This window comes from Alkalilimnicola ehrlichii, from assembly GCF_003399765.1.
Taxonomy (GTDB): Bacteria; Pseudomonadota; Gammaproteobacteria; order Nitrococcales; family AK92; genus AK92.
The window spans coordinates 26,802-44,501 of record NZ_NFZV01000016.1; the positions used below are offsets into that span (position 1 = coordinate 26,802).

At 57.8% G+C, this 17,700-nt stretch carries 16 protein-coding genes and 1 pseudogene; 7 read left to right on the forward strand and 10 right to left on the reverse strand.

Annotated elements, in window-relative coordinates; all coding sequences use genetic code 11:
- Positions 1–55 precede the first annotated feature (55 nt).
- From CAI21_RS14670 to CAI21_RS14695, 6 genes are all read right to left on the reverse strand, one after another.
- A complete protein-coding gene (locus tag CAI21_RS14670) occupies positions 56–2,062 on the reverse strand; it encodes a TRAP transporter permease (RefSeq protein ID WP_220348402.1) in 2,007 nt (668 codons plus the stop codon).
- Between the two features lie 128 nt (positions 2,063–2,190).
- Complete coding sequence (locus tag CAI21_RS14675) at positions 2,191–3,366, reverse strand: TAXI family TRAP transporter solute-binding subunit (protein ID WP_181919448.1); 1,176 nt, start codon at positions 3,364–3,366, stop codon at positions 2,191–2,193.
- Positions 3,367–3,863: 497 nt separating this feature from the next.
- Positions 3,864–5,120, reverse strand: coding sequence for a TAXI family TRAP transporter solute-binding subunit (locus CAI21_RS14680; RefSeq protein ID WP_258868129.1), 1,257 nt, complete (start codon positions 5,118–5,120; stop codon positions 3,864–3,866).
- 484 nt (positions 5,121–5,604) lie between these two features.
- A complete protein-coding gene (locus tag CAI21_RS14685) occupies positions 5,605–6,429 on the reverse strand; it encodes an IclR family transcriptional regulator (protein ID WP_116302975.1) in 825 nt (274 codons plus the stop codon).
- A gap of 186 nt (positions 6,430–6,615) precedes the next feature.
- Positions 6,616–8,289 (reverse strand): long-chain fatty acid--CoA ligase, encoded by a 1,674-nt coding sequence (locus CAI21_RS14690; RefSeq protein WP_116302976.1) that lies wholly within the window; start codon positions 8,287–8,289, stop codon positions 6,616–6,618.
- 171 nt (positions 8,290–8,460) lie between these two features.
- Positions 8,461–9,255 (reverse strand): SDR family NAD(P)-dependent oxidoreductase, encoded by a 795-nt coding sequence (locus tag CAI21_RS14695; protein WP_116302977.1) that lies wholly within the window; start codon positions 9,253–9,255, stop codon positions 8,461–8,463.
- A 237-nt stretch (positions 9,256–9,492) separates the two neighbouring features.
- Here CAI21_RS14695 and CAI21_RS25045 point away from each other — a divergent pair.
- Positions 9,493–10,514, forward strand: a pseudogene (locus tag CAI21_RS25045) (class I adenylate-forming enzyme family protein); the annotation flags it as partial.
- Positions 10,515–10,700: 186 nt separating this feature from the next.
- A complete protein-coding gene (locus CAI21_RS25050; protein WP_258868140.1) occupies positions 10,701–11,021 on the forward strand; it encodes an AMP-binding enzyme in 321 nt (106 codons plus the stop codon).
- Positions 11,022–11,095: 74 nt separating this feature from the next.
- On the opposite strand, the gene CAI21_RS14705 is transcribed toward CAI21_RS25050, so the two are convergent.
- Positions 11,096–12,076 carry an NADPH:quinone oxidoreductase family protein gene (locus CAI21_RS14705; RefSeq protein ID WP_116302978.1) on the reverse strand — a complete coding sequence of 327 codons (981 nt, stop codon included), beginning with the start codon at positions 12,074–12,076 and terminating at the stop codon, positions 11,096–11,098.
- Between the two features lie 243 nt (positions 12,077–12,319).
- Here CAI21_RS14705 and CAI21_RS14710 point away from each other — a divergent pair, with 243 nt between their 5' ends.
- From CAI21_RS14710 to CAI21_RS14730, 5 genes are all read left to right on the forward strand, one after another.
- A complete protein-coding gene (locus CAI21_RS14710) occupies positions 12,320–13,024 on the forward strand; it encodes a histidine phosphatase family protein (protein WP_116302979.1) in 705 nt (234 codons plus the stop codon).
- Positions 13,025–13,033: 9 nt separating this feature from the next.
- Complete coding sequence (locus tag CAI21_RS14715; RefSeq protein WP_116302980.1) at positions 13,034–14,029, forward strand: enoyl-CoA hydratase; 996 nt, start codon at positions 13,034–13,036, stop codon at positions 14,027–14,029.
- A complete protein-coding gene (locus CAI21_RS14720; protein WP_220348408.1) occupies positions 13,965–14,528 on the forward strand; it encodes a flavin reductase family protein in 564 nt (187 codons plus the stop codon). Before CAI21_RS14715 ends, CAI21_RS14720 begins: the two co-directional genes overlap by 65 nt.
- 92 nt (positions 14,529–14,620) lie before the next feature.
- On the forward strand, positions 14,621–15,166 hold the full coding sequence (locus tag CAI21_RS14725; RefSeq protein WP_116302982.1) for a GNAT family N-acetyltransferase: 546 nt from the start codon (positions 14,621–14,623) through the stop codon (positions 15,164–15,166).
- Positions 15,167–15,172: 6 nt separating this feature from the next.
- Complete coding sequence (locus CAI21_RS14730) at positions 15,173–15,697, forward strand: RipA family octameric membrane protein (protein WP_116302983.1); 525 nt, start codon at positions 15,173–15,175, stop codon at positions 15,695–15,697.
- On the opposite strand, the gene CAI21_RS14735 is transcribed toward CAI21_RS14730, so the two are convergent.
- The 3 genes from CAI21_RS14735 to CAI21_RS14745 all read right to left on the reverse strand — a co-directional run bounded on the left by CAI21_RS14735 (position 15,677) and on the right by CAI21_RS14745 (position 17,618).
- Positions 15,677–16,255 (reverse strand): ATPase, encoded by a 579-nt coding sequence (locus CAI21_RS14735; RefSeq protein WP_116302984.1) that lies wholly within the window; start codon positions 16,253–16,255, stop codon positions 15,677–15,679. The genes CAI21_RS14730 and CAI21_RS14735 overlap by 21 nt on opposite strands.
- A 20-nt stretch (positions 16,256–16,275) precedes the next feature.
- Positions 16,276–16,617, reverse strand: coding sequence for a TA system antitoxin ParD family protein (locus CAI21_RS14740; RefSeq protein WP_116302985.1), 342 nt, complete (start codon positions 16,615–16,617; stop codon positions 16,276–16,278).
- 101 nt (positions 16,618–16,718) lie between these two features.
- The gene (locus tag CAI21_RS14745) at positions 16,719–17,618 is read right to left on the reverse strand and encodes a DMT family transporter (protein ID WP_116302986.1); all 900 of its coding nucleotides are present in this window, start codon (positions 17,616–17,618) and stop codon (positions 16,719–16,721) included.
- Positions 17,619–17,700 lie beyond the last annotated feature (82 nt).

Consider the following 17,700-nt stretch of genomic DNA (forward strand, 5'->3'; position numbering starts at 1 on the left):
GGGAAAACCGGCTAGCAGGCTTTCGGAAACCCAAAGCCTGCTAGCTTGATCGAGCCTAACTTTGGCTCACCAGAGGCGGCCCTACCGCCTGCCGTCGATTGACGATGGCCGCGACACTGCCGAGTATGGCGATGATCACCGACAGAACGAGAGCCATCAGCCCCAGCGGCGCTGCCAGCAACAGTCCGCTGACCGCCCAAGCACCGCGGGCAATCCAAGCCAGGGGGCCGCTACCCGGGTTACCGATTCCCAGCAGATAGCCTTGCAAACCGGCCGACAGCAGCACAATGCCGATAAGCGCGGTCATCAGCAACAGCACCGTTTCCAGCGGCTCGCCCTGCATCACCAAGGCCGGGTTGAATACGAAGAAGAACGGAATGAAGTAGATAATCGTACCCAACCGCATCGCTTCGAAACCGGCGCGCATCGCCGAAACCCGGGCAACCGAGGCAGCAACGAAGGCGGCCAACGCAACCGGGGGAGTGATGAAGCTCAGCATACCCCAGTACATAATGAACATGTGCGAGGCAACCGGGTCGAGGCCCGCTCTAATCAAAGCCGGCGCCAAGATGATCGCCAGGAAGATATAGGCGGCCGTAACGGTCATACCGATACCCAGAACGAAGCTGGTTACCGCGCCCATGATCAGCAACAAGAGCACCTTATCGCCGGCTAGGAAGACCAGGTCGTTGGTCAAGGTACCCGCCATACCGGTGACCTGCAGCGAACCGACGATTAAGCCGATAGCTGCAAGAATCCCACCCAGCTCCGCCAGTACCTGCCCGACACTCTTCAACAGCTCCAGGAAGCCTTTCACGCTCAGTCTGTGCTGGGTCAGCTGGTTGATGACGAGCAGCGCCACGGTGGCATAGAAAGGCGCGGTCGCCTCGCGTTGCAAGTAGATCAGCATCCAGATGAGGAGAACGAAGACGGCGATGAAATACCAACCTTCTTTGAACACCTTGCCGACTGCCGGCAATTCTTCGCGCGGTAGGCCCTTTAGATTATGGCGTGCGGCATAGGCGTCGATCTGCATGAACAGACCGAAGAAATACAGCAGGGACGGAATAATCGCCGCAATGATAATGTCCGTGTAGCTAACGCCGAGGAAGTTCGCCATTACGAAGGCGGTCGCACCCATAATCGGCGGCATAAGAACCCCGCCGGTCGAGGCGCAAGCCTCCACACCCGCAGCATAACCGCGCGAGAAACCCACGCGCCGCATGGCCGGAATGGAAAGCGGGCCAGTGGTCAAGACGTTACTAACCGGGCCCCCGCTCATCGAGCCCATCAGGCCGGAGGAGAAAATAGCCACTTTAGCCGGGCCGCCACGGAAGCGGCCGAGCAACGCGAACGCCAGCTGAATAAAGAACCGGCCGGCACCGGTATGCTGCAAGGAGACGCCGAACAACAAGAAGCCGAACAAGAGAACCGCGGCCACCTGCATCGGAATGCCGAACACACTTTCCGCACTCAGCAAGTGGAACGTCGCGGCATCGGTAAAGCTCATGCCGACGCCGGCAATCACCTGCGGCATCTTATCCGCGTACAGCGGATACAGCGAAAGAATAAAGGTAACAACAAAGATCGGCATCCCGCCGGCACGACGGCCCGCTTCCAGCACTAAGGCCCAGCCGACGACGGCAAGATAAATCCCGATATCGGGCGCGGCGTACTCCCAGGCCTGCAATACGATGCGCTCAGCGTTATACGCGAAATAGCCGAACACGCCGATAATGGCCAATATAATTAGGAGGTCGTACCAAACCACTCTGTCTTTGGGCGCGCCTTTCCATGCCGGAAAAGTAATGAACACCATCGTCAAAATGGCGCCCGTGTAGATGTATAGATAGCGTTCGTCGAGAATGATCTTGCCGACGAAGAAACCCAGGTTAAAAATCTGGTTGGTGGCAAGAACGATCATCCCAACGGTGATCGCCATCAGCACAACGCGCCAATGCAGTGGAAGCACACGGTAGCGTAGTGCGAACTGTTCCTCCGCCAACCTTTCGGCGTCGTCGTCCGGGCGGATATTCAAAGTGCTGTCCTGTTTATCGGTCATGGCTGCGCGAACCTGCTGTCACTCTTTTCGATCCGTGGTCGGACCGCCGAGGAATCCTCGGAAACGCTTCAAGGGAGTTTAAGGAACTAGCAGGGGCGGGGTCGATTTGACCCCGCCCCTGGAAGGGATTACCACCGACGAGACAGCGGAATCATGTCGTTTTCAACCAAAGTGTTATAACGTACTTCCATCCAGCCTTCCGCGAACGCTTGCTCGTCGCGCGGGGCATCGGCAACGTAGTTTTCCCAGGCTTCCATCAGGAGTTGCTGACGGCGAACTTGCTGCTCGTGATTGCGCTGGGCTTCTTCGGTCCACACGCCGATTTCTTTAAAGTACCGGATGGCACCGTCATGAAACGGCACGAAGGAGGTTTCGATGGCCTGACGCTCCATCGCCCAACCTTCTTGCCCCGGAGCACTGTCGATATACTCGTCGTGATGTTGGTGCATGGCACGGACGAGACCGTACACGGTGTCTTCCGGCTCGGTGACCAAGGTGGTCATCAACGGATACGGGGAGCTGAACACTTCGATACCGTCGCCGACATCGACGCCGACCGCCTTCGTAGCCACGTGCGGTACGAACCACGGCGCTTCTTCGGATACACGAGCTACCGCTTCTTCGTTGTCGTGCGGGAACTCGATGAAACGGAAACCGCGCGGCGCGTTAGCAACGCGGTGCAGAACCGCGGCGTCGCAAGAGTTCCATTTCACGTCGAGGCGATTATCGATAAAGGCCTCAACCATACCCATGTAGCCGCCGATCTCGACGACCTGGACATCGTCCCAGGTGAGATTGCCGTAACGCATCAAATATTCGAAGCCGGCGTTCGGGGCGGCGGCGCCCTGTACGAACGGCACCCGTTTACCTTTGATGTCCTCGATCGTATGCATATCGCTGTCAGCGTGAACCTGTAGCGCAAAAGAGCACGCATCGGACAAGTTCCAAAGGCCAACCCGAATCGGTTGCGGCCCCCAACCACGAACGCCGAAGTCGCGCAGACCTTCCTGCACGCTCATCGCCTCGGAACCGCCGAACACAAAGTTGGCGCGGCCCCGGCGCAACGGCTCCATACGGGAAACGTCGTTCCGGCCCGGAACAACGCGTAAGTTAACGCCATAACGATTCTGCAACACGTTACCGATACCGACCGCTTGGCCATAACCGGTGGTGCCCGTGGGATAGGCACTCCAAATCAACGTGCTGGGCAGATTAATCTCGTCCGCTTGCACGGACGAAGCCAAACCCAGTGCGGCGACCGCACCCGCTACCAAGCCGATACCTTTACCCATCTTATTGGTCATACTGCTGACTCTCCTCCGTTGCTGTCGGTTCAGCATTATCGTTTTCCTAATCGCCGGGTTCGTTAGTTAGCTAGCACCACCCGGTCTTTTGGACTCAGTGTTCATCACGCTCATCATTAGACTTACGTGATAAAAACACTATAGCGGGAAAAGCGGCGTCGGATAATCCATATCCGATTGTCTCCGACGCTGCTGCACTCTGCTTTCCGCAGCGCAACATTCCGCTGTCTTGAGTACAAGTGCACTCTTACATGCACCTGCGACGCCGTCAAGTTTTTTGAAACGCTGTTCCGTCTTGCGGAACCCTGTAATTTAACCAAGCGATTTATTACCGAGTAGCCGCGTAACAGCTTCGGTATCAGGCAGTTAACCATCCCGGCTTACAGCCGTCACTCCTGCGCCATATTCTTAAGACACGTCATGTGAAAGCCATTGCGAGACGATGGCCAAAGTGCAACATAACCGGCGCCGGAAAAACTCCCGGCGCGGCATTTGCTTTACCAACGGTCGGCGATGAGCACCATATCGTGCGCCTTAAGCGCTTCGGCACGAGCCTTCATCCACCCTTCGGCGAAAGCATCGGCATCACGCGGCGCATTGGCGACATAAGCTTCCCAAGTCGCCATCAAGAGCTCCTGCCGTTTCAAGTTCAGTTGCTGACGCTCTTCGGCTGCATCGCTCCAAACGCCGATTTCCTTAAAGTAGCGAACCGCGCCATCGTGGTAGGGCACGAAAGCATTCTCGAATTGCTGACGATCCATCGCCCAACCCACGGCACCCGGCGCGTTGTCCTTATAATCGTCGTAGTGCTGATGCAACGCCTTAACCATGTTGTAAACCACGTCCTCGTCCTGGTCGTGCATGGTGACCAGCATCGGATACGGCGAGGTGAAGACTTCGATGCCCTCGTTCTCGTCGATGGTCGGGCCGTCGATCGCTACGTGCGGGACATACCACGGCAGATGGGCACGAACACGCTCGATCGCTTCTTCGTTAGCGTGCGCGAATTCGGGAAAGTGCAATCCGCGTGGCGAAGACTCCAGCCGCAGGAAGGGTGCCGAGTTGCAGGATCCGCCGACCACATCGGCGCGGCCGTCGATAACGGCGTCGATGGAAGCACCGTAACCGCCGACTTCCACTTTGCGCACATCGTCCCAAGTCAGCTCCGCATACGAAAGCAGCGCTGCCATAGCGTTATTCAAGGAAGGCGCGCCTTGTACATAGGTCACCCGTTTACCGGCAATGTCTTCCGGCGTGCGGATGTTGGCGTCCTTCGCGGTCACGAAGGTAAACGAGCAGCCATCGGAGATGTTGTACATGGCGGTACGAATAGGCAACGGCCCCCATTCGCGGCTGCCGAAGTTCAGCATCGCTTCTTGGGCATAAACCGCTTCGGAACCGCCTGCCGAGAAATGCGACCGGTTGCTACGCAGCGGAGAAAGGCGCGAAACGTCATTACGGCCAGGAACAACCCGAAGATTCACGTTGTAGTTATTCTGCAGCACGTTACCCACGGCAACCGCTTGGCTATAGCCACTGGTACCCGTCGGGTAAGCCGACCAAATAATCGTGCCTGGCAGCTCAATATCGCCGGCTTGGACCTGTCCGGCAAGGCCTAGGGCAGCCATCGCACCCGCCAAAATGCTCGCTTTTTTGCTAAAGTTTTCGCCATCGTCGTGACACTCCTCCAAACTTTTCGTTCTGGGATTCGGCTGCTTAACCGTTTTTCTAACCTTCCGAGCTACTCGTCGCACTTACGTCGCAAGTAAACGCGAGCGGCCACACCGTTACGATACCCTGCTTCCACAGTATTTCTGTGACGTCAGTCCACGGTATCGTCACGACCTTTATGGTAAGCCCGTCCTTTTAGCCGTAAGACAACTAAATAAGACGGCCTGCGCATTCCTCCTTATACGCAACATGACAAAGCCGTCATGCCTACTTAGCAACTTTGCATACTCGAAGGACGGCGTCAACACCTGCGAAACACGGTTTCGCAGTGCGGAATCACAAAACAGATGTGTAGGTTGGGAAGAGTCGCCGGCATGCCAATGCATGCCGGCAAAAAAGACGGGCAAAGCGGCTTAAATACGGCAAGCACCCCGAGGCGCTAATGCATCGGGAAGCGCTTTAGCCGTGAAAGCCTGCCACTTATTGTAACGACAGGTTGCAGCTTCGCTTTAGCAGGGGATTGAGGCCTAATGCTCAGCTTTCTACCAGAGCGAGACAGCTCTGCCCTTAATGACCCGGCTGAGCACCAATCTGGACGCTTACCCGCTCTACCAAGTCGACTAATCGCGGCCCCAAATTTTGCTTCAGGACTTCTTCCGATAAGCGTAGCGAGGAGCCTCCGCAATTGAACGCTAAAACCTCGGCACCGCCATCCAACACTAACGGAACGCCTACCCCACTCACTTCTCGGTCCCATTCGCCCACCGAGTAGCAAAAGCCGAGCTGCTGGTAAGATTCGAAGGCCTGCTGCAATTCCTCTTCGATACGCGGCCACTCGACCCCGTAGATGGCCCTAAGGCGCTCCAGATAAGGTGCCCGCAAATCCGGTTTCAGGCCTGCCAAATAAGCACGCCCCATTGCCGAGGTAGCGACGGGAATACGCGCCCCTACCTCTAAGCGTAAGACGAGCGGCCCGCTGCCTTGACAGGTTTCCAGGTAGGTCATTTCCTGTCGGTCTTCGGCTCCTAAAGCGACCATGCAATCGGTGGCATCGGCCAGCTCCTGCATCAAGGGCCGCGCCAGATTGCGAACGCCCATACTCGCTAAGTATCGAAACCCTAAAGCGAGGACACCGGCCCCCAACTGGTATTTCTCCAAGCGGTCCGAATATTTTAGATACCCCAAGGTCGTTAGCGTCGATGTCAGACGGGATACGGTAGGCCTGGGAATCCCCGTCCGCCTGGCCAACTCGGCATTCCCCAGGTATTCGTCACCAGGGCCAAAGGCACGTAATAGCTCCAACCCACGCGCGAGCGCCGTTACGAAATTACGGTCCTTACTAAAATCCCGACCCTGATCAGAGCCACCTGGAAGCTTCGGCGTCGCACTCATTGTTTAGTCACTCCCCACTCATAAACTTGTCCCTGTTCATTACCCAAACGACCGGAGCGTACGCCTCGCCCTAGGTCTCGCTTCGGCACCGGAGCCTAACGACGCCGGGCAAGGCACAGACACGGAAGAATACCTTAGTCTTGGTGCAAGACTAAATTTTCCTTGCCGCAACATAACGGGAACGCCTCACGCTTCCGCCATCCGCGCTCGCTCCTCTTCCTGCAATTGCCGCCATTGCAACTTACCTGTCCCCGATTTAGGCAGTGCATCTACGAACGACACAAGGCGCGGCGCCTTGTACGCCGCCATATTCTCGCGGCACCAGTCGATAATATCCCGCTCCGACAACGTGTCGGCATACTCGTCGGTCGGCACAATCACGGCCTTCACCGTTTCGCCGCGCCGCGGGTCCGGTACTGCAATAACGCAAACTTCCCGAATAGCAGGGTGCTTGTACATAATCGACTCGACTTCCGACGGCCACACCTTGTACCCGGAAGCGTTGATCATCCGCTTGACACGGTCGACCAAGAAGAAATACCCGTCTTCGTCGTAGTAACCAAGATCGCCGGTACGGAAAAACCGCTTACCGTCGAACTCGATAAACGCCGACGCCGTCTCTTCCGGTCGGCTCCAGTAACCCTGGAAGACCTGCGGCGCATTAACGATAATCTCGCCCACCTCGCCCGGCGGCAGCTCTTCCAGGCTGACCACATCGATCACGCGCGAATCGACATCGAACACCGGGATGCCCAGACACTGGGCTTTCGGTCTATCCGGCGGGTTCACGTGGGTCGCCGCTAGAGTCTCGGATAAGCCATAACCTTCCAGATAATGTAGCCCGGTTAGATCATGCAGACGCTCGGCAATAGCCTCCGGCATCGCAGCCCCGCCACCGCCCACGGCAATCAGACTGGACAGGTCGTACTCGGCAATTGCAGGGTCCGATAAGAAATCGATCGCCATGGTAACGATGTTGCGCCAGTGGGTCACGCGGTAACGCTGGATAAGCTCGGCAGCCGTTCGCCGATCCCAGCGCGTCATAACGATCATTGTCGCACCCGAGAAAATCGGGCCATTCATCGACGCTTGCATACCCGTGACATGAAAAAGCGGCAAGGTCACCAACTGCACGGCATCGGCACTTGACGGGTTCCAGATAACGCTACCGATCAGGGTTGCCATGGCGCTGCGATGAGTATGTACGCAACCCTTTGGGGCACCGGTTGTCCCCGACGTGTAGGGAAACACGCAATAGTCGTCCGGCCCGACCTCTAGGGAGCCGGGCGCATGCTTCGCCGCCAACGCAACGTGCCAGGCGACAGCCCCCGCCTCCTCCAACGTACGACGCGGCGCATCCACGCCTTCCGGAATCGCCAGGTCGGTGTGCGCCGGCAAATAGTCGGAATAGGTAGCGACCACTGCATGCCGCAACGTGCCGGAGCGCAGCAAACCCTGGGCATGCGGGTAAAGATCCTGCGCCACTAAGATAACCGAGGCGCCCGTATCGTCCGCGTAATGCTCAAGCTCCCCGGCCAAATTCATGGGGTTAACTGGGATTACTACCGCGTTGGCGCGCAAGATTGCGTAAAAACCGATCATGAATTGAGGGCTGTTCTGCATATACAGCAGCACTCGATCGCCCTTGCCGACGCCCAGTTCGGCTTGCAAGTAACCGGCTAGCGCATCGACTTCCTGTTTAAATCGGCCATAGGTCAGCGCCTCGCCGTAATAGATAATGCCCGGCTTATGAGGATAACGCTCGGCAGTAACCTGCAAGTTGTAATATAAGCTTGTCTCGGGCAAGGTCAGGTTCCGGACAATATTCTTTGGCCAGACCTTGAAGTGACGGTCGAACATTTTTAAATTCTCCTCCTCTACTAACCCGCTTTTTATTGAAACGCCGCACGCTTTCCTACAGGAAACATTGGTTTGTTTCCCGGGTTCTCCGACCAGGTAGCGCGTTATTGGCAGCCTTCTTCGGCGTAGGCTGCCACAGCCACTCGTTCCAAGCTTTCTTATCGCGGTCGCTTAAACCTTCATCCCCGGCATATTCAGCGAAGCGGTATTGCCGCCGTCGACCGGCAATGCTTGCCCGGTGACATAGCTGGCATCGTCGCTAGCCAAGAATAAAATGGCGGCGGCAATCTCCTCCGGCTTACCGTAACGACGCAGCTCGCAACGGGCGCCGAGCTTATACTCTTTATTCAATTCGCGCGCGTAATCGAACACGGGTTTGGTCATCCCCGTTTCGACTAAGCCGGGGCAAACCGCATTGACACGGATATTAAACTCACCCAGATCGCAAGCTGAGGTCTGGGTAAAATTAATCACCCCGGCTTTGGAAGCGCTGTAAGCGTTGCCACCGGCCCCGGAGCGGATACCGGCCACCGATGCCGTATTCACGATCGCCCCGCCCCCCTGCGCTTGCATGTGGCGTGCGGCATATTTCGTGGCATAAACGGCGCCCATCAGATTGACGTTAAGCACCTTCATCCACTCCGCAGCATCCTGCTCGGTGGCAATGTTGCGGCTACAAGCAATACCGGCGTTATTACAGAGTATGTCGATACGGCCGTAGTACTGCACCGTAGCCTCGACCAGGGACTCGACTTGATCTTCCCGAGAGACATCGACTATCCGTGTCAGCACCTCGGCTGAAGCGGAAATACCGGCTTTGGTTGTAGCCAAGCCCTCTTCCGACAAATCGGCCAGCATCAGCCGCGCGCCTTCGCGCGCGAACCGCTGCGCGGTCGCCCGGCCGATACCACTGCCCGCACCGGTAATCAGCGCCACCTTGTTTTCCAAACGTCCCGAAACGCCCATGGCTGTGCAATTCCTCCGACTTTTTTCCGCGCATGCTGCGCCGTGTTGTATCCCAATCTGGCACGGAGTATTCTGACCGTCAAGAAAACGAAATGCAGTTTCGCTGTGCAGAATAAATTCGTCGTTAAGTCACCACGATTACGGCATTAAAGGCGAGGAGGAGTCGTGACTGCTACCACACAAATGCAATCCGTGGCCCCGGTCTACCCCGAGGAGCAATTCGAAGACCTTTCAAGTATGGCCGCCGCAGCGGCAAATGCCCGTCCGCAACATCCAGCGTTGATATTCGAAGGCCAGGTCGTCACTTGGGGAGAGCTGGACAAACGCGCCAACCAGGTTGCACAAAAGCTGATAGAGCTCGGCATCCGCCCCACCGAGAAGATCGCTATTTTGTCGCACACCTGCCCGGAGTATGTGGCGCTCTACCTCGGAACTCTTCGCGCCGGGGCATGCGTCGTGCCGCTCTCGAGTATGGCCAGCGGCGAAGCCTTGGAATGATGATTAACGACTCCGATGCCCGGGTACTGATGCTGTCGGAAGGCATGCGCCCGGCTATCGCAGACTTTAGCGAACGCTTGCACAATATCTTGCCCGCAGGTCGTATCGCGGTAGATTTCGACGCCGCCGGCTGGAGCCGGTTCGACGACTGGTTGGAAGGCGCCGGCGATACCGCCCCCGGCGTCGAGATCGAACCAGACTATCCGTTCAATATCATCTATAGCTCCGGCACCACCGGAACGCCGAAGGGAATTCTGCACGATCATCGCATGCGGTTTCGGCAAGTCCAGCGGATGGTGAACTACGGGTTAGGCCCCGACTGTATCGCACTGGTATCGACGCCCTTCTACTCCAACACCACCCTGGTCACGGCCCTGACCGTGCTCGCCAAAGGTGGTACTCAAGTGCTGATGCGCAAGTTCGACGTCGAGCAATTCTTGCAGCTCGCCGAACAATACCGCGTAACCCACGCCATGCTGGTGCCGGTGCAGTACCAACGGATCCTGGCTCACCGGGACTTCGACCGTTACGACTTATCCAGTTTCCAGGCCAAACTCTCGACCAGCGCCCCGCTACGCGGCAAAGTCATTCGCGAGGCGCTGGACCGCTGGCCCGGTAAAGTCTTCGAAATCTACGGACTTACCGAAGGCGGCGTCAGCACGGTCCTCGATGCCGCGAGCTTTCCCGACAAGCTGGACTCCGTCGGCCGCCCGGCGACTAACGCCGACGTCCGCATCATCGATGAAGACGGCAAAGAGCTTCCGAACGGCAGTACCGGAGAGATCGTCGGCCGCGCCGGCACCATGATGACTGGTTACTACAAGCGGCAGGACCTGACCGAAGCCATGTTCTGGGAAAGCCCGGAAGGCGACATTTTCTTCCGTACCGGCGATATGGGTCGGCTCGACGAGGACGGCTTCCTCTACATCCTCGACCGCAAGAAAGACATGATCATCTCCGGTGGGTTCAATGTCTACGCCTCCGATCTGGAGCAAGTGCTCTTGCGGCACGATGCGATTGCCGACGTTGCCGTAATCGGCGTTCCCAGCGAGCGCTGGGGCGAAACGCCGCTCGCCTTGGTCGTCCCCGCGAGCGGCAGCGAGCTAACCGAGCAAGCACTACTGGATTGGGCTAACGAACAACTCGGCAAAGGGCAACGGCTAAGCGGGGTCGAATTCCGCGACAACCTACCGCGCAGCTCGATCGGCAAAGTCCTTAAACGCGAGCTGCGGGAGCCGTACTGGAAGGATCGAACCAGTAAGGTCTAACCATGTCGGCACGGCAGGTTTTTATCCGTCAGCCCAGCGTCCGGCCAATGCGGCCGGACGCTGTCAAGTTTGCGCTAGTCACCAACGGTGAGAACGATCTTACCGACCGCTTCCCGATTGAGCAGAGCATACAAAGCATCGCTTGCCTGCTCCAACGGCATCGTCTTACCGATATACGGTTTGAGCTTACCCTGCTCGACCCAATCGAACATCTGCCGGAAGTTCTCCCGGTTCGCCTCCGGTTCTTTGTTACGGAAAGCGCCCCAAAAGACGCCGACGATCTGACAGCCTTTCAGCAATGCCAGATTAACCGGCACTTTCGGAATACGGCCACTAGCAAAACCGACCACCAGCAAACGACCGTTCCAGTTGATCGCTCGCATGCAGGCATCGAAGGCATCGCCGCCGACCGGGTCATAAATCACATCCGCGCCCTTGCCGCCGGTGAGTTCTTTGACCCGCTCTTTCAAATCCTCGCGGTTGTAGTTGATCAGCGCTTCGGCGCCGTATTCCTTCGCGATCTTAAGCTTCTCGTCGGAACCGCCGGCAGCGATGACCCGCGCGCCCAGCAGGCGACCCAGCTCTACCGCGGCCAACCCGACACCGCCGCTGGCGCCAAGCACCAGCAAGGTTTCCCCCGGCTTCAAGTTCGCACGCTGCTTCAGCGCATGCATGGAAGTACCATACGTCATGGCGAACCCTGCCGCCGTCGTAAAATCCATCGATGGCGACATCGGCAAAACCCGATCGGGGGGCGTCACCACCTGCTCGGCGTAACCGCCCCAGCCCGTCATCGCGATCACCGGCTGGCCGACCTCGACGCCACTCACACCCTCGCCCAGCTCAAGCACCGTACCGGCCACCTCGCCACCGGGCGAAAAAGGCATGTCGGGCTTGAATTGGTATTTGCCCTCGATGATCAAGGTATCGGGAAAGTTCACCCCGCAGGCGCGCACACCAACCCGCACCTCGCCGGGTTGCAAGGGTTTCGGCTCGACCTCTTCCAGCACCAAGCTCTCAGGGGGCCCGTATTGTTTGCACAGAACAGCTTTCATGGCTCCTCCATAGGTTTTTGGGATATGCCGAATCATTGTCTTGCGTTTCCGCCGCCTTACGGCACCGGAGACACAAAACAGCCATTCGGCGACGCCTTCGTGAAACGCGGGTCGAAGACTTCCCGGCAAATAAACGAAGAACCACGTAAAATGTAGCAAAAGAATCCGGATTTCAACGAAAATTTTGAATGTTATCAACAGCTTAAAGCTGTCGGCGCGGTATGCGCGAAATTTGGAGGATACATGACCGACATCTATCTGTTTCGCCACGGACAAGCCTCGTTCGGCGCAGAGAACTATGACAAGCTCTCTCCAATGGGAGAGCATCAATGCGCACTGCTCGGCAAGCATTTAGCGAATCAGCGCTTGAGCTTCGATGCCATCTACTGCGGCCCGCTACAGCGACAGCAGGAATCGGCCCGCATCTGCTGCGAGCAGCACGGCGTCGATAGCGACACCGTTACCGTCATGTCGGCATTCAAAGAGTACGACGCGAAGGACATCTTCAATGCCTACTTACCCGGCGTCTTAGAAGACAACGCCGAACTCCGCGCGGCGGGAGAGGGCCTCTACAAGGATCGCAACCTGTTCCAGCGTGCCTTGATGGCCGTTATGGCAGCCTGGATCGAAGACCGCCCGTGCACCGAAAAAATCGAACGCTGGTCGGAATTCGTCGGCCGTATCACCGAAGCGCTGCACCAGCTCGTCAGCCAACACGGAAAGAACGATAAAATCGCCGTGCATACCTCCGGCGGCGTCATCGCCGTCGCAGTCGGCCACGCCCTTGGGGTGAGCGACGAGCAAAAGGTCGCGCTGAACTGGCAAGTCATCAATAGCGCAGTCAGCCGCATTCGCTACGGCCGCCGCTCGGGTTATATGCTGGCGGGCTTCAACGGCATTGCGCATCTGGAAAAAGAATACGACAAGAAACTGATCACCTATCGCTAAGGAGAGAGTATGAGCCAGAACGAACACATTCAGGTCAGCACCGAAAAAGGCGTGATGACTATCCGCATCAACCGACCGGACAAGAAAAACGCCCTCACCGGCGCCATGTACGGGGCCATGACCGACGCCATCCATGCCGCCGGCAAAGACAGCGACGTTAAGGTGGTCGTCATCGCCGGAGCCGAAGGCTGCTTTACCGCAGGCAACGACCTGGCCGATTTCCAAAGCCGGGCTTTGAGCGGCAACGTCGGCGCCAGCCCCGGACTGACCTTCATCCGTGCGCTTGCGGGCCTGGACAAACCCATCATCGCCGCCGTCCAAGGACTGGCAATCGGCATTGGGGTTACCATGCTGCTGCATTGCGACTTCGTTTACGCCGGCGAATCGGCGCGGTTCAAAACCCCGTTCGTCGATCTTGGCTTATGCCCGGAAGCCGGTTCCAGCTTACTGCTGCCGTTGCTGATCGGCTCGCGCCGGGCAAACGAGATGCTGTTACTCGGCGCCACGCTCGACAGTAAAGAAGCCGGCGACTGCGGGCTGGCAACGCGCGTTTATGCCGACAACGTGCTTGAACAACAGGCACAGGAACATGCCAAAACGCTCGCCGCCAAGCCGGCCAAGGCGCTCCGAATCAGCAAAACCTCATCAAGCAGGCCTGGAATCAGCAAGTTGCGCACGCCATTGATATCGAAGGCACGCGCTTTGGCGAACTGCTTCAGTCGGACGAGTGCCAGGCCATCCTGGCAAGCTTCTTTAATAAGAGCTAGTCCGCGGTCGGTGGTGGTGAAACGCCAGTTTCACCACCACCCGCTAGCCGTGTCGAGGCCAACTGGCCGCCGCATCGGTACGTTCGCATCGCGCCGATGGGTCAAAGAGCAGAGCACCGCTTATGTATATAGATTTCGCTACCCTCAACCAGTCCGAGGCCTACCACGCCTTGGTGCAGACCGTCATCCCCCGCCCTATTGCCTGGGTGCTGACGGAGAACGAAAACGGCAGCCATAACCTGGCCCCGTTCTCCTTTTTCAACGTCGTCTCCAGCCGCCCACCGCTGCTGTCGATCGCCATCGGCCCGAAAGCCGAGGGAATGCCGAAAGACACCTTGGCCAATATCGAACGGGACGGGCGCCTGGTCATTCACATCGCGCAGCGCGCATTGGCGGAAGCCGTTAACGAAAGTGCGCGCGTGCTGGAGGCCGGCGAGAGCGAGGTCGAACGCATCGGCTTAGCAACCCGTCCGTTTGCCGATTTTGGGTTGCCGCGGGTTAGCGACGCGCATATAGCCTTCGCCTGCGAGCGGTTCGAAGTCCACCGCATTGTCGGCGGTACGCAAACCCTCGTGCTGGCTCGCATTCAGCAACTCTATGTCGCCGACGCCCTTGCCGAACGCGATGCCAAAGACCGTTTGCGGTTGGACCCGAAGGCTATCGACCCCTTGTGTCGTCTAGGCGGCACCGAATACGCCGAACTCGGCAAAATCTTTTCCCTCGCCCGGCCACGCTGACATTAGCTGTTCGACAAGCAGGCCGCTGTCTCTCACCTCTATATTCAACTAAACTCTAATATTCTGTTCTAGCGTCACGAAAAAGGACAACTATGGCTCCTGCCGAGGTCACCATTCGCAAAGCCGCACACAATGACGTACCCACTTTACGCATGCTCGCGGAGCAGTTCGTGCTGGCCAACCTGAGTCAAGAAGCTATCGATCGGCACGGTTTTCTGGTGTCCAACTTCAGCGAAACGGCGTACCGCGAGTTTATCGATCGCGCCGACCACTTCTATGTAATCGACGGCGACAAAGGCGTGGAAGCGTTCATCCTCGCCTACAGCAGCGAGTGCATCAAAACGGATGCCAAAGTCGACATGGCTGCCAAAGCGCACCACCCCACCGGGTTTATCCTGATCAAACAGATCTGCGTTTCGCCGAGTGCGGGCGGCAAGGGCTACGGTCGGACACTTTACGATTGGGTTCGCGAGCAAAGCGGCGGGCGCGCCCAATACGCCGCGATTGTGTTGGAGCCGTATAACGCACCGTCGATTCGCTTTCACGAAAAGCTTGGCTTTCATAAAGTGCTGGAAGTAGTCGCGGCCGACGGCATGCCGCGTGGCGTATGGGCACGCCCGGCCGCAAAGGGGGAGTAATTAGCGATGCACCCAACCGAACTCGCCCCGCAGCTACCGCCGGAGTATCCGGCCGAGCCTAGCGTCAAAGCACATATTCTAGTAAACCAATATTTCGCTGCGGTCGACCTTTATAAGCACGAAGACAGCCTGAACTGGCAAAAGGTCAACCACCTGCTCTACATCAACGCCGCGCTCGGCGCCATTTTGGGTTTTGTAGTCGACCGTCAAAGCGGCGAACTGCTCGCCTTTACCGCCTCGCAAGCAATCCTTATCGTCTCGCTTGTGGGCTTGGCCGTCTCAACCGGATTCGCCATTGCCGTATGGTTCGGCACCCACTACCTAAACAACCGCAAGCTAGCGGTCCGAGCGGTGGAAAAGCAGCTGATGGCCATGGGCGGGGTTCGCGTGGTTAACGCGCTGCCCGGAGTCGTGCACTCGAAGTTTCAGCGAGTCTCGCCGACCGTCTGGGTGCTGCGGCTGATCCCCGTCGGCTTCGTCAGTTTATGGAGCCTGTTGGCGTTGACGACGCTATTGCGTTTGGGGCAGTAAACTCAGTAATTCCACCGCCCAAGCCGGGCGCGGCTCAATCTTCCAACGCACCACACCGTCCTGCACCGCAGCGATGCTCACATGCGTGCGGCCGTGGTGGCCGTTGTCGTAGACCAATACCCGGTCGGCTTGTTTAACCGCTTCGGCCAAGTGTCGCAATGCGCGCGCATGACGGGCGCGGATTTTTTCCTCCGGCACCGCATGACCGCCGCAACGCACACGATAGTTAACCCTACGCACGGCCACCTCGACCGGGACGTAGACGCAAACCAATAGTACAACGAACCCATGCCCCCGCGCCCGCTCGATCAATTCCAGCTTCGAGGGGTGGGAGAATACCGTTTCGGTAACGAACGAGGTGCGTCGTTGCAGGCACTCCTCGCGTTGCTCCATAGCCTTTTCCGAGGCCTGATAGCCATGCTGCAACTCCTCGCCAGGCCAGAGTTGCTGTGCGATCAAATCGGCATTGATAAATGAGAGGTCGGGAAAACGAGGTTGAATTTGGTAGGTGTAAAAAGTCGACTTGCCGGCCCCGTTAGGGCCCGCCAAAAGCCACATGACCGGCTTCGCGCCTGCGCTCACAGGCTCTTATCGATCAACTCGCCACTGCTATCGACACCGCTGACCGGCTCGCCGCGAGCTTTCAAATCGGCCAACAGGGTTTCGTTCTGCGGCAGATCTTCCAACTCCTCAAAAGCAGCATCAAGCCGTGCTCTCTGTACTTCCGGCGGCAACAGGTCGTACGGCAACTCGGCCAGAAGCTCGCCGATCTTCTCTTTCGATAACAGCCCCTTACGCTCGACTTGGTAACCGAGCAACGCCAAATACTCCAACTGAGAAGGCATGGAGCGTCGCATCGTCTGCGCTTCGCGCCGAATAAACCCGTAGAACGGACCTTGGAGTTTTACAGCATTGGACATGGCAGCCTCCTACGAGGACTTCACAAACCTACTATCAGTATAACCTACCTAACCGCTGCGCACACCTTTTGCAACCCTAGGTTGCAAAAGGTTGCACCCGTTCAATCCGGCGCAACGGCCACATCCGGCCGTCGCCGCCCCCAAAATCGAGTGCGGCGGAAAGTTGCCTCGCATAGAGCCACACCGCTGATGGTCACCAGTCCACCCAAAACCAACGGCAGGGTCAACGGTTCGCCCAGAATCACCGCCGCTGCCAAAATCCCGAACACGGGCGCCAATAGCGTAAACGGCACCACCTGACTCACCGGATTCTTGTTAATCAACGAATACCACAGGGTGTAAGCAACGACGCTAGAACCAATCGCCGTGTAGATAACTGCCGCCCAGCCTACGCTCGTGGCCGTCAACAGACTCTGTAACTGCCCCTGCTCCACCGCAAAAGAAAGCAATAACAGCTGCGGCACAGCCAGCAAGGCCATCCAACCGGTCAACATGAAGGGGTCCAGCGGCCCGAGATATTTAATAAGCGTATTCGCAACGGCCCAGGCGAATGCCGCCGCGACAATAATTAGCAAGCCGCCCCAGGCTCCCGACACCTGCGGCGAGCCAGCAAGAATTGCGACACCGCTAAACGCCACCAGAATGCCGAGAATACGCCGCCACCCCAACACGTCCCGAAAGAAAATCACGGCCAATACGGTACTAAAAGGCACACCGAGCTGGGTCGCGATCGCCGCCGTAGACGCATCCACTCTGGCAATGCCCATAAACATTAAGCCGAAGTGGAAGACACCCAGCGCCACCGAGACGAGCACTACCGCTTTCCAACAATGCCGAGGCGGGCGCCGCACGAACGGCACCATCACCGCCGCTACAATCGTAAAGCGCAACGCCAGCAAAAAGATCGGCGGAAACGTCTCCGTACCGAGCTTGACCGCCACAAAATTGCCGCCCCAAAGCAAAGCGACCAAGGTCGCCAAGGCGTACTCGCGTAACCCCATTGTGCCTCCCAGCCCGAACCGCCCTTACCTGTATGGAGAGATATCGGGCTGGCACCGCCGCCGCTACAAGCACCGCTTGCGG

Excerpts from the sequence above, each read along its gene's own strand:
- CAI21_RS14745 (WP_116302986.1), bottom strand. The coding sequence starts at position 17,618 with ATGGGGTTACGCGAGTACGCCTTGGCGACCTTGGTCGCTTTGCTTTGG.
- CAI21_RS14675 (WP_181919448.1), bottom strand. The coding sequence starts at position 3,366 with ATGACCAATAAGATGGGTAAAGGTATCGGCTTGGTAGCGGGTGCGGTC.
- CAI21_RS14730 (WP_116302983.1), top strand. The coding sequence starts at position 15,173 with ATGCACCCAACCGAACTCGCCCCGCAGCTACCGCCGGAGTATCCGGCC.
- CAI21_RS14690 (WP_116302976.1), bottom strand. The coding sequence starts at position 8,289 with ATGTTCGACCGTCACTTCAAGGTCTGGCCAAAGAATATTGTCCGGAAC.
- CAI21_RS14705 (WP_116302978.1), bottom strand. The coding sequence starts at position 12,076 with ATGAAAGCTGTTCTGTGCAAACAATACGGGCCCCCTGAGAGCTTGGTG.
- CAI21_RS14670 (WP_220348402.1), bottom strand. The coding sequence starts at position 2,062 with ATGACCGATAAACAGGACAGCACTTTGAATATCCGCCCGGACGACGAC.
- CAI21_RS14710 (WP_116302979.1), top strand. The coding sequence starts at position 12,320 with ATGACCGACATCTATCTGTTTCGCCACGGACAAGCCTCGTTCGGCGCA.
- CAI21_RS14735 (WP_116302984.1), bottom strand. The coding sequence starts at position 16,255 with ATGTGGCTTTTGGCGGGCCCTAACGGGGCCGGCAAGTCGACTTTTTAC.
- CAI21_RS14685 (WP_116302975.1), bottom strand. The coding sequence starts at position 6,429 with ATGAGTGCGACGCCGAAGCTTCCAGGTGGCTCTGATCAGGGTCGGGAT.
- CAI21_RS14725 (WP_116302982.1), top strand. The coding sequence starts at position 14,621 with ATGGCTCCTGCCGAGGTCACCATTCGCAAAGCCGCACACAATGACGTA.
- CAI21_RS14740 (WP_116302985.1), bottom strand. The coding sequence starts at position 16,617 with ATGTCCAATGCTGTAAAACTCCAAGGTCCGTTCTACGGGTTTATTCGG.
- CAI21_RS14715 (WP_116302980.1), top strand. The coding sequence starts at position 13,034 with ATGAGCCAGAACGAACACATTCAGGTCAGCACCGAAAAAGGCGTGATG.
- CAI21_RS25050 (WP_258868140.1), top strand. The coding sequence starts at position 10,701 with ATGATCATCTCCGGTGGGTTCAATGTCTACGCCTCCGATCTGGAGCAA.
- CAI21_RS14695 (WP_116302977.1), bottom strand. The coding sequence starts at position 9,255 with ATGGGCGTTTCGGGACGTTTGGAAAACAAGGTGGCGCTGATTACCGGT.